Raw genomic sequence first — 16,238 nt, 5'->3', positions numbered from 1 at the left:
AGTACAAAAGGACGGCCCCTACGATGAATTCCTATAACCTAGCCGGCAATACGTGGTGGCCACCGGGCCAGGACGCGGCCGACGAGTATATGCAGTATGCAACCGCGTTCGATCGCGATCGGTGTCTGCGCCAGTATGACGACGTCGTCGGCAGCGCGGCGGCGAGCTATGTCGGCAATAGCGCGGGCGGTCCGATCGCCGCCTTCCTACGCAAGGCGATCGCCGCGAAGAGGCCCGCGTCGCTGATCCGGCTCGGCGACGCTGACGGCAACGTGTTGTTCTCGGGGCTCGATATCTACCCGCATTTGACCACGTATAATCTTACCAAGATTTCGCGGATCTACTTCGGCTCGAATACCTTGATGGTCGAGCATAAGCAGTTCTTCCTCGACACGGTAATGGAGGGGATCGCGGAAGCCGATCTCATCGGTGGTCCCGAGCGCGGGACGATCGACAAGAGCTTTTCTACGGACCTCCCGGATCTCGACGTCCGCGGCATGTGCGGCATGCGCGGCGTGTATAATTATCTGGCGGATGCCACCGATCTCGCCAAGCTGTCGGAGAAGACCTGGGCAAGCACCTGGTTCAGCCGGTCGTTGCTGCCGCATTATTTCAATATCCTGCATAAACAGCCGTATCTGGGCTTCGTCACGTGTTACCCGGACCTTGAGCGGGTGTTTCGCGAAAAGGCCGAAGTGGCGCGGACGGAGACGATCCTGGTGCCGATGCAGGCGTCGATCGCCAAGGTTCACAAGGACATCCGGCATTATCCCGACGCTTATCCGGACATCCTGGAACAGCTCCGACCGCCGTTCGAGGGCGCGGTATACATCGTCGCGGCAGGCATTCTGTCGAAGGCCTATTGTACGGCGATCAAGCGTCGCGGCGGGATCGCCATCGATGTCGGCAGCGTCGCGGACGTCTGGATGGGCACCAAATCCAGGCCGGACATGCCCAAGGACATGGTCGCGAAATGGCAGCTCGTCGCCAACAGCCCCGTCCCATCCTGATCAAGAATATTGGAGTTCACCGTGGACGATTCATGCGCCAGAGATTTCGAACGAAAAAACGGTCATCTCGCGGATTTATTTCGCCGGCACCGTAACAAGACGATCAAGTATTTCATGAATCCGGGTAACGCCGGGGACTCGCTGATCGCTGCGGCGACCTATCAGCTGTTCGACCATTACAATATCGACGTCGAGATACTGTCATCGGTGGCCGAGGCCAAGGCCTTGCGGAACGAAACGGTCCTGTTGGCGGGCGGGGGCAACCTGGTCCCGCTCTACCACGGCATGTCGGCGCTGATCCGCGTGCTTCAGCCAGGCAATAACCGCATCATCGTGCTGCCGCACTCGGTCCGTGGGAACGAGGAGCTGTTGCAGTCGCTGGTGCCCGCAACGACGATCTATTGCCGTGAGCTGCCGACCCACCAGCACGTCCTTGCGCATGCGCCGTCGATCGAGGCGGAATTGTCGCACGATCTGGCGTTGTTCCTCGATACCGACAAGCTTTACGACGACATGGAGAGCGACGCGGAGATCCATGACCTGTTCCGCGAGATGCTGCTCGAACGCGCGAAGCTCACGCCCGAGGCGATCGACGGCAAGAAGATGTCGTGCATGCGGCACGGCGTCGAGAAGACGTTTATCCCGCGGGCACCCAATTTCGATATCTCGATCGTGTTCCAGATCGGGGTGAAACCGCGCGAAGCCAATCGAGGAGCGTGGATGCTGCTCGAATTCACCCGTCTCGCGTCCGAGATCACCACCAACCGGCTGCATGTCGGCGTGGCCTCCGCGCTGTCGGGAACCACGACGCAACTGCATGATAACAGCTACGGCAAGGTGTCGAGCATCTACACGCACAGCATGCAGAAGGATTTCCCCAATGTGAGTTTCAACGGGGAGATGATGGCGGACTATGTCTTTGCCTGAGGCCGGCGCCTTTGCTCGCGCGCGATGCGACCGTCTAGTGAACCGCTTCTCAGCGGCGTGGCTCGAATGCCCGGCCCGATCATCCGCGGTCGAGCGCGGCCGTATAGGCCTTGGCCTATGGTCCGCGATCGTCGTGCTGGCGGGGTGCCAGGCACCCGACGTCGCTGCGCAACCCGCAGCGGGCATACCGCGCTGTTCGCAGCTCGGTGCCGCCGCGCTGCGCGGTGGCGGGGCGATCGAACTCGACCGGGTATGGACCGGGGTAGGGACCGCGATCGGCGCGGCAGCCACCGCGCGAGGGCAGATCTTCGCGGCCTATTTCGACGCCGACCGCTGGGTCACCGTCACGCGCTTCGATCCGTTGCGGCGCGTATCCTGTTCGATACGCCTGCCGTCCCGGTTCTCCGGGTGGGACGCGCACAACAGCCTCGCAGTCGCGATCGCTCCCGACGATACGGTGCACGTCGTCGGCAACATGCACGCGTCGCCCTTGTTCTATGCGCGCGGCACCGTCGGCGATGTCGGCACCATCCGCCCGGCATCGATGATCGGCCGCGACGAACTGCGCGCGACCTATCCGCGGTTCCTGCATGACGGCAACGGCAACCTCGTCTTCATGTACCGCACCGGCGGCTCGGGAAACGGCAGCTGGTTGCTCAACAGGTGGCAGGACGGGCGATGGCAGCGGATCGGGTCGATCTTTGCCGATCGCGACCGAAAGGGTCCGGTCAGTGCGTATCCAAGCACCTTCAGGACCGGCGCGGACGGCTATGTCCATGTCGCGGTCGTGTGGCGGCGAACGCCCGACGTCGCGTCGAATTTTGCGGTATCCTATGCACGAACCAAAAATTTCCAAACCTGGTTCACGGCGAACGGCCGTCCGATTGCGGCACCGCTGAGCCCCGATACGATGGATTTGGTCGAGAACGTCGGTGAGGATGCCGGGCTCGTCAACCGGCTCGACCTCGCGCTTGCAGCCGATGGCGCGCCGGTGATCCTGTATCCGCGCTATGCCGAGACGAAGGGCAAGGTCCGCTATGACGCCGCGAACGGACCCGCGATCGTGGCGGCACGTCCGGGCCGGGGCGGGTGGCGCATCCGCGAGATCGCGACGTCGCGAACCCCGTCGATCGTCGCGGGGAAGGGCGCGTTGCCCAATCTGCCGGCGGTATGGATCCTCGACCAGCAGCCGAATTCCGCGCGGGTCCGCATTGCGTTTGCCGGTCGGGATCGACGACGTGTGCAGCTCGACCTGCAGACGCTCGCGACGGTACCCGATGCAGGAGACGCCGGCAGTGCGAGGCCGAACGCCGTGGCCTCTCCCGCGTTTCCCAAAGGGATGGAGGACGTCTCGACGCGCCAGGTGATCGTCCTCGAAAACGGGGTCGATGGCCAGAAGGTCGGCACGCTCAGATGGTTTGCCCAGGTCGCGCATGGCGACAAGCCTCGATCCTGTTCGAGAACCGCACCCGTCGCATGCGACCCACCCGCCGCGCCCTTGCTGTGGAGCGCCGGGAAGACCCCATAAAGTTAGGGCGGCAGACCGCTGGCGCCAATGTCGCGTATCCGGCGCCGGCGCGTGTGCATGTACGCGTGACCGCAGGCTTCGACCTCGCTGTGAAAGATTACCATGACTGTCTCGAAGACTCGTCGCCGTGTCGCGATTTTGCCGAACCTGTCGATCCGGCAACTGGGCGACGCGGGCCGTATCCCGACCGCCGACGCTGCGACGCTGACCGAGGCGCTTGGCGGCAATTCGGGTAATGTCGCCTATGTCGACGGGCTGGTCGCGTCGTTGGCCGCCTCGCACATGATTACGTGGAGTACGCCCCCGAAATCGTCCGCGCTCACGCTGATATTCTCGTTGTGGCGTGTGCCAACCAGCTTGGTGATCATGTCGATCTGTCAGGCTGGGCAGCACGTCTCGCGGCGTTCGGGTTGCCCGTCCTGCTGGTTGGTCTTGGTGCGCAGGCGCCGGGTATTGGCGCGACTCTCGTGTTGAAGGACGGCACCCGCGCTGCGTTGGACGTCGTCGCGGCCGCCGCCGGCGCGGCACCCGCCATGCTCGTCCGCGGCGCGTATACGGCCGAGATCCTGGCTCGCAACGGCTATGCCTCGACGATCATCGGCTGTCCGTCGCTGTTCCTGTCGCCGATGAGAGACCTGGGCGGGCGGATCGCGGCGCGGGTCGCCGCAGGGCTCGGGACGCGACCGGCGATCGCGGCCGGGCACCATCACCATGCCGACATGGCGCCCGAACACCGCCTGATCGTCGCGGCGGATCGTCACGATGGTTGCTATATCGTTCAGCATCCCGAGACGATGATCGCGCTGGCCCGGTCGGACCTTGCCGATACCCAAAGCGTCGATTTCGCGCTGCTCGCACAGCGGTTGCTGCCCGGTCTCGACGGTGCGCAGGTTGTGGAGTGGGGGCGTCGGCGTGCCTTCGTCTTTACCGACAGCCAGACCTGGATGAGCTTTCTGCGGCGCTATGATTATGCGATCGGACCGCGGTTTCACGGCGTGGCGCTCGCCATCCAGGCCGAGCGACCGGGAGTCGTCCTGCATGTCGACAGTCGCACGCGCGAAATGGCCGAGACGATGGCGATACCGTCGCGATCTTTCGATGACGATCCGGTATCCGACCTGCGCGAGGTCGTCGCGACCGCCTGGACCGCCGACGCGGGGGCAGCGTTCGACACGCGCCGCGCCGCGCTCGCGAAGACGTTCCGCACCGCGTTGCAGGCGCATGACATCGCCGTCAGCGCGCGGCTGTCGGCCCTGTGCGGATGACGCGGCGGCCCAGCGAACCCGCCGGGCTGCTCGCGAGTTTCATCGCGCGCTGCAATGCCGCGCCATCGAAGGTGCAGTTCGTCCTCGCGCGCGTCGGCGGAAACGCGGTCGTGACGCACGCGATGCTGTGGGACGGAGGGCAGCGACACGCGCACCTCTATAGGCGCACCGGCGCGGCGCCCGGCACCGTGGTACTGATCGCGCTTCGATCGTCACCCGACCTGCTCTACGCGTTCGTAGGCGCGATCCTGGCCGGCTGTGTTCCGGCGATGATGCCGTTGCCGTCTATCAAGCAGGATCCGGCGCGGTTCTGGGACAGCCATACCCAGTTGTTCCGGCATATCGGCGGCGGCATTCTGGTCACCGATACGATCAACGCCGCGACCTTCGCCGACGCGCTAGCAGCAGACCTGCTGGCGATCGTCACCACGGTGGACGCAGTGCCCGACGACGGCGATCCGATCGCGTGGGACTGGCATCCGGACGCGGTCTGTTGTCTGCAGCATAGTTCGGGCACGACCGGGCTGAAGAAGGGCGTGACGCTGACATCTCGCGCCATCAGCCACCATATCGCGAGCTATGCCGCGGCGATCGGCCTAACCAGCGACGACGTGATCTGTTCGTGGCTGCCGCTGTATCACGACATGGGTTTCGTCACGACGTTGCTGATGCCGCTACTGACCGGCGTGCGCGCGGTGATCGTCGATCCGTTCGACTGGCTGTCAAACCCGCTTTCGCTGTTCGATCTGGTCGCCGATCACGACGGCACGTTGGTCTGGCTGCCCAATTTTGCGTTCGACCACTTGACGAATGCTGCGGTAGACAGCCGGCGGGTCGATCTTTCGCGGGTCCGTGCTTTCATTAATTGTTCCGAACCGTGCAAGCCGGCCAGCGTCGACCGATTCATTGCGGCATTCGGTCGGTGGGGCGTATCGGCCGCGCAGGTGCATGCGTGTTACGCAATGGCGGAAACGGTGTTCGCCGTCACACAGACGCGACTGGGCGTACCAGCACGCCGATACTCGGTCTCGGCCGATGGCTTGCGACGCCATCGGCTGGATGTCGTCGGAGACGATCGCATCAGCCTGTGCAGCGCTGGGCCGCCGATCGACGGCATCGAAGTCCGGATCGATGGGGCGGACGCGATCGGCGAAATCCTGGTGCGTGGCGATTTTGTCTTCACGGGCTATTACCGGCAGGACTCGTCTGCGAGCTTCAGCACCGGCTGGTTCCGGACAGGCGATCTCGGATTCCTCCACGAGGGTGAGGTGTACGTGCTCGGCCGCAAGACCGATCGGATCATCCTGCTCGGGAAGAATTTCTACGCGCACGAGATCGAGCAGGTGCTGAACGACGTCGTCGGCGTAAAGGCGGGACGTGTGGTCGCGTTCGGGCTGTTTGCCGAGGCGATCGGCAGTGAAACCTGCCATGTCGTCGTGGAGCGCAGCGGCCCCGTCGAAGAGGGCGGGGCAATCGAAGATTCTGCGCTTCGCCGGGCGGTGAAGAGGCAACTCCTTGATTTGCTGGGCCTGGTTCCGAAGACGATCTCGATAGTCGCGCCGGGCTGGTTGATAAAGTCGACGTCGGGGAAGATTAGTCGTACCGAAAACATTGTAAAATATCTTGCAGGTCGACACACTGAGATATGAACCAGGACGATGTTTGCGCGCGAATATTTGCGATCGTCGCGAAGACCTTCGGCGTCGATGCGGCGGCTGTCGACGTGGCGACCACCGCCGACGATGTCGATGGCTGGGATTCGCTGGCGCACGCCACGCTGTTGATCCGAATCGAGAAGCACTTCAACGTCGATCTCGGACCGGACGGCAGCGGCGCGCAGGATCTCGGCGCGTTGATCGCCCTGGTCCGGCGTCGGCGCGATGACGGACCGCGCGAAAGCCGGGCGGGCTCATGAGCATCGCCGGCGACACGCGCGCCCGGCTGGCGGCGGACGTCGTCCAGGGCGCGGACGGATATCTATTCCACCGCGACCATGAGGCGATCGACCAGATCACCGGCGCGCTGCCGCTCGGCCCTCGCGAGATCGCGGTGTGGCGCGACAGCATCGAGACGCGCGCGGCGTGGTGCAAGGCGAACGACATCGCGTTCCGGATGATGATCATTCCGGAAAAGCACGTCGTCTATGCCGACAAGCTGCCACCCGGTTTCGCGCTATCCGACAACCGCCCTGCAGTGCAGATCCTGGACAGTCTCGATCCCGAGACGCGCGCGCTGTGCTCCTATCTGTTGCAGCCGTTGATCGACGCGCGCGCGCTCCGCGAAACCTATCTGAAGACCGACACGCACTGGACCTTCTACGCGGGGTTCCTGGCGTATGACCTGCTGATGGATAGCCTGGCTGAGTCGGTATCGCTGCCGATCCGGATCGCCGAGACCGATCTGCGCTTCGCCGACCGGACGCATATCGGCGATCTCGGCGTGCGGCTCGAACCCGAACAGGACGAAATTGCCACCATAGTCGATCACCGGACCGCGCGACCATTCCAGCGGGTGTTCGAGAACAGGATTTTCGCGCGCGGCGCGGTGTCGATCTACGAGAGCAGCGATCGCGACCTGCCTCGCTGCGTGCTGTTCCGCGATTCGTTCGCGAACTACATCATCCCGCATCTGATCCCGACCTTTTCGCGACTGGTGGTGATGAGTTCGGACAGCCTCCAATATGACCTGCTGCGCTCCGAACGGCCTGATGTGGTGATCGTCACGATCATCGAGCGATTCCTTGGCATGCTCGACGGTGACGGCAGGCGGCATCTGCCCGACGATCTGGCCGGGCCGGGGCTCGCCGAACTGACGGGCGCGAGCGCCGCCGACCTGAAGGCCTATACTGGGTTCGATCGGCTCCCGTAGGCGACCGCGAATTTTGAGAGGATGACGGGACGCACGCCATGTTCTACCGATCGCGGCAATGATCGTGCATCTCAAAGGACGGCTGGACTCGACCGGCATCGACCACGCCGTGATCGACGTCGGCGGCGTCGGCTATCTGGTCGGCGCTTCGGCGCGGACGCTGTCGGCCCTGGGGCCGATCGGCGAGGCGTGCACGGTGTTCACCGAATTGCTGGTCGGCGAGGATTTCCAGCGGCTTGTCGGATTTTCGAGCGCGGACGAGCGCGACTGGTTCCGGTTGCTGACCGGCGTGCAGGGGGTCGGCGCGCGCGTCGCGCTTGCGATCTTGTCGGCGCTGGAGCCGGTCGATCTCTCACGTGCGATCGCCAGTGGCGACAAGGCGATGGTCGCGCGGGCGAACGGCGTAGGGCCCAAGCTCGCGCAGCGGATCGTGATGGAATTGAAGGACAAAGTCGGCGGCATCGCGCTCGGGCTTGGACCGGCGGTGGTCAATGCCGCGCCGGGGGCGTCTGCGGATGCGGTGTCGGCGCTGCTCAACCTCGGCTTTCGGCCGAACGAAGCGAGCGTCGCGGTGGCGGCGGCGGACGAGGATCTGGGGCCGGGTGCTTCGCTCGATGCGCTCGTGCGGCTGGCGCTGCGGAAAGCGTCTAAGTCGTAGTTTCGGACCCGTTCGGTTGGTTCTTAAGCTTGGTCTAACTCCCCCTTCCGTTCGTGCTGAGCGAAGTCGAAGCACCTTCTCTTGGGGCACACCCTTCGACTTCGCTCAGGGCGAACGGAAGGGGGCTTTGTTTCCCAAAGCCCCAGTCTCAGAGTGCACTCGGCAGCGGTCGTCCGGCAAAATGCGCGTCGAGGTTCGCGATGACCAGCGCCGCCATCGCAGCCCTGCCATCGACGGTCGCGCTTCCTTGATGGGGTGACAGGACGACCTGATCCATCGTCTTGAGCGCATCGGGAACGGCAGGTTCGTCGGCGAACACGTCAAGCCCCGCGCCGGCGACCGTTCCGTCTTCGAGTGCCGCTACCAAAGCAGGTTGGTCGACCAGACTACCGCGAGCGATGTTGATGAGGATGCCGTCCTCGCCGAGCGCCGCGAGAACCCCGGCGTCCACGATACGCGACGTCGCATCGCCACCCGGTGCGGCGATGATCAGCACATCGCACGCCGCCGCGAGCGAGGCGATGTCGGCATGGAACACGCCTGCGAAATCCGGCTTGGCGGAGCGTGCGGTATAATGGAGTTCGGTCGCGAACGGCGCTGCGCGCCTGGCGATCGCCTTGCCGATCCGGCCCAGCCCGAAGATGCCGATCCGTCGCTCGCTGGCGCGTCGAGAAAGGTCGATCTGCCACCCGCCGTCGCGCACCGCGCGGTCGTTCGCGACGATCCGCCGCTGCACCGCCAGCATCAGCCCGATCGCAAGGTCCGCGACGTCGTCGGTCAGCACGTCGGGCGTCGTCGTCACTGCGATGCCGCGCGCCTTGGTCGTGGCGAGGTCGATTCCGTCATAACCGACGCCGTGGATTGCGATGAGCTCCAGCGCGGGCAGGCGATCGAGCAGTGCCGCATCGACCACGCTGCTCCCACCCCCGACGATCGCGCGCGTCGTCGCCGGCGGATCCTTGCGGTGCAACGTAAAGCGCTCGGCGAGCGTCGCCTCCAGCGCGGGCGAGACTCCACCCAGCAGATACAGGTCAGGACGTACGGTGTGGTTGGTCATTGCCCCCCATAGCCGCCTTGCCCCCTTCACCGCGAGCGCGCTATCGCGGGTGGGTGACCGATACAGACCGCATCCTGACCGCTGCCAAGCGTCCCGAAGACGTCGACGCCGCGCTGCGCCCGAAGAGCCTCGACGAATTCGTCGGGCAGAAGGCCGCACGCGAGAACCTGCGCATCTTCATCCAGGCGGCGAAATCGCGCGGCGATGCGCTGGATCACGTGCTGTTCTTCGGACCACCGGGGCTCGGCAAGACGACGCTCGCGCAGATCGTCGCGCGCGAGATGGGGGTGGGGTTCCGCGCCACCTCGGGTCCGGTGATCGCCAAGTCGGGCGATCTTGCCGCGTTGCTGACCAATCTCGAGGACGGCGACGTGCTGTTCATCGACGAGATCCACCGCTTGCAGCCTGCGGTCGAGGAAGTGCTGTACCCGGCCATGGAGGACCGCGCGCTCGACCTGATGATCGGCGAGGGACCGTCCGCGCGCTCCGTCCGCATTGACCTGCCGCGGTTCACGTTGATCGGCGCGACGACGAGGCAGGGCTTGCTGACGACGCCGTTGAGGGACCGCTTCGGCATCCCGGTGCGGCTGCAATTCTATACGGTCGAGGAGCTGGAGCGCGTGGTGACGCGGGCGGCCGGGTTGCTCGGGCTCGGCATCGCCAAGGACGGCGCGATGGAGATCGCGCGGCGTGCGCGGGGACCCCGCGCATCGCTGGGCGTCTGCTGCGGCGGGTACGTGATTTCGCCAATGTCGCCGGGCATGAGACAGTCGATGCACGCGCGGCGGATGCGGCGCTCAACCGGCTTGAGGTCGATTCGCTCGGGCTCGACGCGATGGACCGGCGCTATCTGATGATGATCGCGGATATCTATCGCGGGGGGCCGGTCGGGGTGGAGACTCTGGCGGCGGGCCTTAGCGAACCGCGCGACACGATCGAGGAGGTGATCGAGCCGTATCTGATCCAGCTGGGTCTGATCGCGCGGACCGCGCGTGGCCGGTTCCTGAACGCAGGTGGCTGGAAGCATCTAGGCCTGAACCCGCCAGCGGGAAGCCAGGACGGACTGTTCGACGCGTAGGAGCGTCGACGGACCCGTGATCGCTTCCGCCCAAAATCGTCACCCCAGCGAAAGCTGGGGTCTCCCGATTGGAGGGTGCTGGGGGTTGGCGAGTCCCACGGGGATATCCCAGCTTTCGCTGGGATGACGGATTGGGGGTAGGGGTAGGGGCTCCGATACCCGCGGCGCGGCTCCCTTGTAAGAAACCACACCCGGAGATCGATCGAACTTGGGTGCGACACTGCTTTTGTTGCGTGGCACCCAAGCGCTTCATCTGATAGCCAATCCGAATGCCCCTTTCGGCCGCCGCCTCCGCCCGCGAAATCCTCACCAGCCTTCACGACGTGATGGCCTCGCGCACGTCCGCGCAAGCCAAGCTCAACGCCGTCGTCGGCATCATCGCCACCGCGATCGACAGCGAGGTCTGCTCGATCTACCTGTTGCGCGAAGGCGTGCTCGAACTGTTCGCGACCCGCGGCCTCGACCAGGCCGCCGTCCACGTCACCAAGCTCGCGCTTGGCGAGGGCCTCGTCGGCACGATCGCCGAGGACGTCGAGGTGCTCAACCTCGACGAAGCCGCGAGCCATCCCGACTTCGCCTACAAGCCCGAAACCGGTGAGGACCGGTTCCACAGCTTTGCCGGCGTGCCGATCATCCGCCGCGAGCGTTCGGTGGGAGTCCTGGCCGTCCAGCACACCGATCGTCGCAAATATGCGGACGTCGAGATCGAGGCCTTGCAGACGGTTGCGATGGTGCTCTCCGAACTGATCGCCAATGCCGGCCTGATCGACACCATGGGTGGCGGCGCGGACCGGCCGCAGTCGACCGCGGCGATGCGCATCCCCGGCCAGAAGCTCGTCGACGGGATGGGCGCGGGCTTCGCGGTCTATCACCAGCCGCGCATTCACATCGAGCACACCGTCGCCGAGGACACCGACGCCGAGCGCCACCGCGTCTATGCGGCGTTCGACAAGATGCGCGAAGGCATCGACCGGATGACGCGCGAGGCCGAATTCGGCGTCGGCGGCGAGCATGTCGAGGTGCTCCAGACCTACAAGATGTTCGCGTATGACGAGGGCTGGGCGCGGCGCATCAACGAGGCGATCGACTCCGGCCTGACCGCCGAGGCGGCGATCGAGCGCGTCCAGCAACGCACCCGCCAGCGCATGCGCCAGATCGACGATCCGCTGCTCGCCGACCGGATGCACGATCTGGAGGATCTGTCGAACCGGCTGCTCCGGATCGTCTCGGGCCAGATGGGCACCGCCGCGCAGATGGGACTGCGCCAGGACACCATCCTGATCGCACGCAACCTCGGCCCGGCCGAACTGCTCGAATACGACAAGCGGCGCCTGAAGGGCGTGATCTTGGAAGAGGGCTCGCTGACCGCGCACGTCACGATCGTCGCCCGCGCGATGGGCGTGCCCGTGCTCGGCCGCGTCCGCGACATCCGCCGGCTGGTGGCGGAGGGCGACATGCTGTTGCTCGACAGCGCCGAGAGCAACGTCTTCGCGCGGCCCTCGGCGGCGATGGAGGAAGCGTTCGAAGCGCGCCTCGCGATGCGTCAGAAGCGCAAGGCGGCGTTCGCGGCGCTGCGCGACGTGCCGCCGATCACGAAAGACGGCCACCGGCTGACCCTGATGGTCAACGCAGGCCTGCGCGACGATGTCGCCGCGCTCGATGTGACCGGCGCGGACGGCATCGGCCTGTTCCGCACCGAATTCCAGTTCCTCGTGTCCGCCACGCTGCCGCAGCGCGAGCGCCAGCACCGGCTGTACCGCGAGGTGCTCGACGCGGCGGGGGATCGTCCGGTGATCTTCCGCACCGTGGATATCGGTGGCGACAAGGCGCTGCCGTATCTCAACAAGGAGGACGCCGATGAGGAGAACCCGGCGATGGGCTGGCGCGCGCTGCGCCTCGGCCTGGAGCGCGACGGGTTGATGAAGGTGCAGGCGCGCGCGTTGCTCGAAGCCGCCGCCGGTCGCACGCTCAACGTGATGTTCCCGATGGTCAGCGAGCCGTGGGAGTTCGACGAGGCGCGCGCGCTTTTCGAGGCGCAGCGTCATTGGCTGGAGGGCAGGGGCGTAAGCTGCCGCTCGCGATCCGCTATGGCGCGATGCTCGAAGTGCCGGCGCTGGCCGAGATGCTTGACGTGTTGCTGCCGCGAATCGAGTTCCTGTCGATCGGTACCAACGACCTGACTCAGTTCCTGTTCGCGGCCGATCGCGCCAATCCCAAGCTCGCCGAACGCTACGACTGGTTGAGCCCGTCGATCCTCCGCTTTATCGCGCGACTGGTGCCGCCGACGCGGGATGCGAAGGTCGATCTGGCGGTGTGCGGCGAGATGGGGGCGGCCGCTGGAGGCGATGGCGCTGATCGGGCTCGGGATCGAGCGGCTGTCGATCACCCCCGCCGCGGTCGGTCCGATCAAGGCGATGACGCGCTCGCTCGATCGCGCCGCGCTCACCGTATACATGGCAGGACTGCTGGCTGATCCTCCGCGCGACATGCGCGGCGCGCTGACCAACTGGGCGACCGAAAACGGCGTCGAAATCGTCTGATCGGCGGAAAGCTGCGGTTAAGACGTTCGGTGCGTTGACACGGCTAAGGGCCTCTGAAAGACGGGTGCCATGGCGGGCAACGCTACGCGCCCGCGCTCGGAGATAAGAATGGACGAGGTCGAAACCGGCCAGAACGCAGCACCCGCTCAACCAGAGCGTGCTGGCGACATTCTCCGTAAAGCCCGCGAGGCGCAGGGCCTGACCGTTGCGGATATCGCGACGCGTACGCGTGTGCCGTTGCGTCACCTCGAGGCGATCGAGGCATCCGATTATTCCACGCTGCCGTCGTCGACCTACGCGGTCGGGTTCAGCCGCGCCTATGCGCGCGCGATGGGCATCGACGAGGTGCATATCGCGAACGTCGTCCGCGGCGAGGTCGCCAAGCTGGGCAGCAAGAAGCCCGAATACGAACCGTATGAGATGACCGATCCGTCGCGCGTCCCCTCGCGCGGGCTGGCGATCGTCGCGCTGGGGCTCGCGATCGCGGTGCTGGTGCTGGTCGGGCTGTGGTACGGCACGGACATGTTCCGCGGAACGAGCACGTCGTCGACTGCGACGCCGGTTGCCGAAGTTGCACCGAACCCCGCCGCCCAGACCGCGCAACCGGTGCCGGCGCCCGCCACGCTCGCGAACGGCCAGGTCACGCTGACCGCTTCCGACGAGGTATGGATGCGCGTCTACGATGCCGACAACAAGACGCTGTACCTCGGCACGATGAAGCCGGGTGAGAAGTTCGACGTGCCCAAGGATGCGAAGGACCCGATGATCAACATCGGGCGTGCGGACAAGCTGGCGGTGACTCTCAACGGCGCGGCCGCGCCGGCGCTCGGTACGGGCGAGCGCGCGATCAAGGACGTCCGGATCGGTGCACCGGCGATCGCCGCGCGGATCGCGGGCACGCCCGAGCCGCAGGCCACGCCGACCGCGTCTGCTCCGTCGTCTGCGAACGCCGAGCGGCCGCGCGCCAGCCGTCCGCGTACGCCGCGTCGTCCACTCAGCGAGACGCAGCGTGCCAATCTGGACGCCGCCGCCAATCCGCCACCGGCCGCTACGGCAACGCCGAATCCGTGAAAACCTGCGGGCATCGCCAGCGCCTTAAGGCTGGCGACAGGATGGGTAGTGCAGCTATACCCGGACGATTAACCAATCCACCGGGGGTGTGGCCAATGCGTAAGTCTATTCTGATCGGCGTCTGCCTCGCGGCGCTGTTGCCCGCCGCCGTGCAAGCCCAAAATGTCGAGGGCCGCGTCGGCAAGCTCGAAAGCGAAATGCGCGCGGTCCAGCGGAAGGTCTTTCCGGGCGGTGCAGGCCAGATGCTCCAGCCCGAAGTCCGCGCGCCACAGAACGAGCAGGGTCCCGGACCCGGCTCGCCCGCGACCAGCGCGCTCGCCGACGTGAACCAGCGCGTCACGTCGCTCGAACAGCAGATGACCTCGCTCACCGAGCAGATCGAGCAGAACCAGAACCGCACCCGCCAGTTGCAGGACGCGTTCGACAATTACCGCCGCTCGAACGACGCGCGGCTGAAGACGCTTGAGACCGGCCCTGCACCGATCGCGACGGGGGCAGGGACTGGTGGCCCAATCGAGTCGGATGACCAGTCGAGCGGCCCCTCGCGCCCGACCACGCGCCCCGAAGCGGCGAGCAAGCCCGGCGCGGCGACACCGACCAAGGTCTCGGTCGAAAAGCCTTCGACCGGCGATCCGGCGGAGGACGAGTATATGTACGGCTACCGCCTCTGGGCGGCCAAGCAATACCCGCAGGCCGAGGCGCAGCTGAAGAAGGTCGTCGCCGAATACCCCAAGAGCAAGCGCGCCAGCTATGCACAGAACTTGCTCGGCCGGTCGTATCTCGACGAAGGCAAGCCGAGCCTCGCGTCGATGGCGTTCTACGACAATTACAAGAAGATGCCCGAGGGCGAACGCGCGCCGGACAGCCTGCTGTATTTGGGGCAGGCGCTGACCAAGCTCAACAAGCCCGCCGATGCGTGTAAAGTGTATGACGAACTGAACGACGTTTACGGCGCCAAGATGGCGTCCGCGATGAAGGGGCAGGTCGCCGCCGGGCGCAGCGCGGCGAAGTGCAAGTAAGCAGGTCCTCGATGAATACCGGTCCCTCTGAAATCCTCCCCTGCAAGGGGAGGTGGCAGTCCGTCGGACTGACGGAGGGGTATCGCGCCATCGAGAGCGGATCACCCCTCCGTCTGGCAAGCGCCAGCCACCTCCCCTTGCAGGGGAGGATCAGCATCCTCGTCACGGCCCCCACCGCATGACCGAAGAAGGACGTCGCTTCGCCGCCGACTTCGAGCGACTGGCAAGCGACATCGTCAACCCGCTGTTCGCCGTCTCCGGCGGCCCCGACAGCATGGCGATGCTTACGCTTGCGCACGAAGCGCTCCCCGGTTTCACCGTAGCCAGCATCGACCACCGCCTCCGCCCCGAAGCGGTGGAGGAATCCGCCATGGTCGCCGCGCATTGCGCAACGCTCGGCATCCCGCACGCCACGCTCGCCCCCACCGAACCGATCACCGGAGCCAGCATCCAGGCGCAAGCCCGCACCACGCGCTACGCCCTGCTCACCGATCACGCTCGCGTGATCGGCGCAGGGGCGCTCGTCACTGGCCACCACGCCGACGACCAGGCCGAGACCTTCCTAATGCGCGCCGCGCGCGGCTCCGGCCTCGCAGGGCTCGCCGGCGTTCGCGCGCGCACCGAAGTCCACGGCGTCATCGTCGTCCGCCCCTTGCTCGACTGGCGCCGTGCCGAACTCCGCGCGATCGTGCGGCGTGCGGAAGTGCCGTTCTTTGACGATCCCTCGAACCATGACGATCGCCACGATCGCACCCGCTTCCGCCGGTTGCTCGGCGAGAACGAATGGCTCGGCACGCCCAACCTCGCGCGCGCCGCGGCCGCGCTCGCCGAAACCGACACCGACGTCCGCGCGATGGTCGAATGGATCTGGGCCGAACGCGCCAAGGTCGGCGGTGGCGAAGTGAAGCTCGCGGTCGAGAAGCTGCCCCGCGAAATCCTCCGCCGTCTCGCACGCCGTGCTATCGGCACCGTCCGCACTGAGGCCGGCATCGTCGCGCCCGAATGGACCGAGGCCGCCAACATCGAAAGCCTGCTCGACTCGCTGATGGCCGGCAAGCGCACCACGCAGGCCGGGATCATCGCCAGCGTCCGCGGCGACGTCTGGCGCTTCCGCGAGGCACCACCACGCCGAACGGCATAACGCGCCCGTCCGTTCACACTGATCAACGCAAGTCACGCGTTGTTCCATTGCCATTAACCTGCGCACGCTTATCTTG

Annotated in this window: 12 protein-coding genes and 2 pseudogenes; 13 read left to right on the top strand and 1 reads right to left on the bottom strand. The window is 65.8% G+C overall.

Translation table 11 applies throughout. From position 1 onward, the window contains the following. The first annotated feature begins 23 nt into the window (after positions 1 to 23). From QP164_RS11770 to ruvA, 8 genes are all read left to right on the top strand, one after another. Positions 24 to 1,010, top strand: a complete 987-nt coding sequence (locus QP164_RS11770) for a hypothetical protein (RefSeq protein ID WP_333923246.1) — start codon at positions 24 to 26, stop codon at positions 1,008 to 1,010. 114 nt (positions 1,011 to 1,124) lie between these two features. Next, positions 1,125 to 1,937 (top strand): polysaccharide pyruvyl transferase family protein, encoded by an 813-nt coding sequence (locus tag QP164_RS11765; protein WP_333923245.1) that lies wholly within the window; start codon positions 1,125 to 1,127, stop codon positions 1,935 to 1,937. A gap of 37 nt (positions 1,938 to 1,974) precedes the next feature. After that, a complete protein-coding gene (locus tag QP164_RS11760; protein ID WP_333923244.1) occupies positions 1,975 to 3,465 on the top strand; it encodes a BNR repeat-containing protein in 1,491 nt (496 codons plus the stop codon). Between the two features lie 290 nt (positions 3,466 to 3,755). Next, the gene (locus tag QP164_RS11755) at positions 3,756 to 4,730 is read left to right on the top strand and encodes a polysaccharide pyruvyl transferase family protein (protein ID WP_333923243.1); all 975 of its coding nucleotides are present in this window, start codon (positions 3,756 to 3,758) and stop codon (positions 4,728 to 4,730) included. After that, positions 4,727 to 6,379 (top strand): AMP-binding protein, encoded by a 1,653-nt coding sequence (locus tag QP164_RS11750; RefSeq protein WP_333923242.1) that lies wholly within the window; start codon positions 4,727 to 4,729, stop codon positions 6,377 to 6,379. The genes QP164_RS11755 and QP164_RS11750 overlap by 4 nt, the downstream gene beginning before the upstream one ends. Continuing rightward, positions 6,376 to 6,645, top strand: a complete 270-nt coding sequence (locus tag QP164_RS11745) for an acyl carrier protein (protein WP_333923241.1) — start codon at positions 6,376 to 6,378, stop codon at positions 6,643 to 6,645. Before QP164_RS11750 ends, QP164_RS11745 begins: the two co-directional genes overlap by 4 nt. Then, on the top strand, positions 6,642 to 7,598 hold the full coding sequence (locus QP164_RS11740; RefSeq protein ID WP_333923240.1) for an alginate O-acetyltransferase AlgX-related protein: 957 nt from the start codon (positions 6,642 to 6,644) through the stop codon (positions 7,596 to 7,598). Before QP164_RS11745 ends, QP164_RS11740 begins: the two co-directional genes overlap by 4 nt. 58 nt (positions 7,599 to 7,656) lie before the next feature. After that, on the top strand, positions 7,657 to 8,256 hold the full coding sequence (gene ruvA, locus QP164_RS11735) for a Holliday junction branch migration protein RuvA (protein WP_333923239.1): 600 nt from the start codon (positions 7,657 to 7,659) through the stop codon (positions 8,254 to 8,256). A 148-nt stretch (positions 8,257 to 8,404) separates the two neighbouring features. Here the strand turns inward: ruvA and QP164_RS11730 are convergent, their stop codons facing one another. Next, positions 8,405 to 9,313: a 2-hydroxyacid dehydrogenase gene (locus QP164_RS11730; RefSeq protein WP_333923238.1), complete on the bottom strand. Its 909-nt coding sequence runs from the start codon at positions 9,311 to 9,313 to the stop codon at positions 8,405 to 8,407. Positions 9,314 to 9,366: 53 nt separating this feature from the next. Between QP164_RS11730 and ruvB the strand changes: the two are divergent. The 5 genes and pseudogenes from ruvB (at position 9,367) to tilS (ending at position 16,162) form a co-directional block, all read left to right on the top strand. Next, positions 9,367 to 10,391: pseudogene (ruvB, locus tag QP164_RS11725) on the top strand (Holliday junction branch migration DNA helicase RuvB). Between the two features lie 269 nt (positions 10,392 to 10,660). Further along, a pseudogene (ptsP, locus tag QP164_RS11720) lies at positions 10,661 to 12,931 on the top strand (phosphoenolpyruvate--protein phosphotransferase). Positions 12,932 to 13,039: 108 nt separating this feature from the next. Next, entirely contained in the window at positions 13,040 to 14,002 is a 963-nt protein-coding gene (locus tag QP164_RS11715) for a helix-turn-helix domain-containing protein (protein ID WP_333923237.1), read from the top strand. A 95-nt stretch (positions 14,003 to 14,097) separates the two neighbouring features. Next, complete coding sequence (locus QP164_RS11710; RefSeq protein ID WP_333923236.1) at positions 14,098 to 15,021, top strand: tetratricopeptide repeat protein; 924 nt, start codon at positions 14,098 to 14,100, stop codon at positions 15,019 to 15,021. Between the two features lie 178 nt (positions 15,022 to 15,199). Then, entirely contained in the window at positions 15,200 to 16,162 is a 963-nt protein-coding gene (gene tilS, locus QP164_RS11705) for a tRNA lysidine(34) synthetase TilS (RefSeq protein WP_333923235.1), read from the top strand. Positions 16,163 to 16,238: the final 76 nt, after the last annotated feature.

Source organism: Sphingomonas sp. LR59, from assembly GCF_036855945.1.
Classification (GTDB): Bacteria; Pseudomonadota; Alphaproteobacteria; order Sphingomonadales; family Sphingomonadaceae; genus Sphingomonas.
The sequence above is the reverse complement of the archived record's forward strand: the minus strand, read 5'-3'. Positions and strand labels throughout refer to the sequence as shown.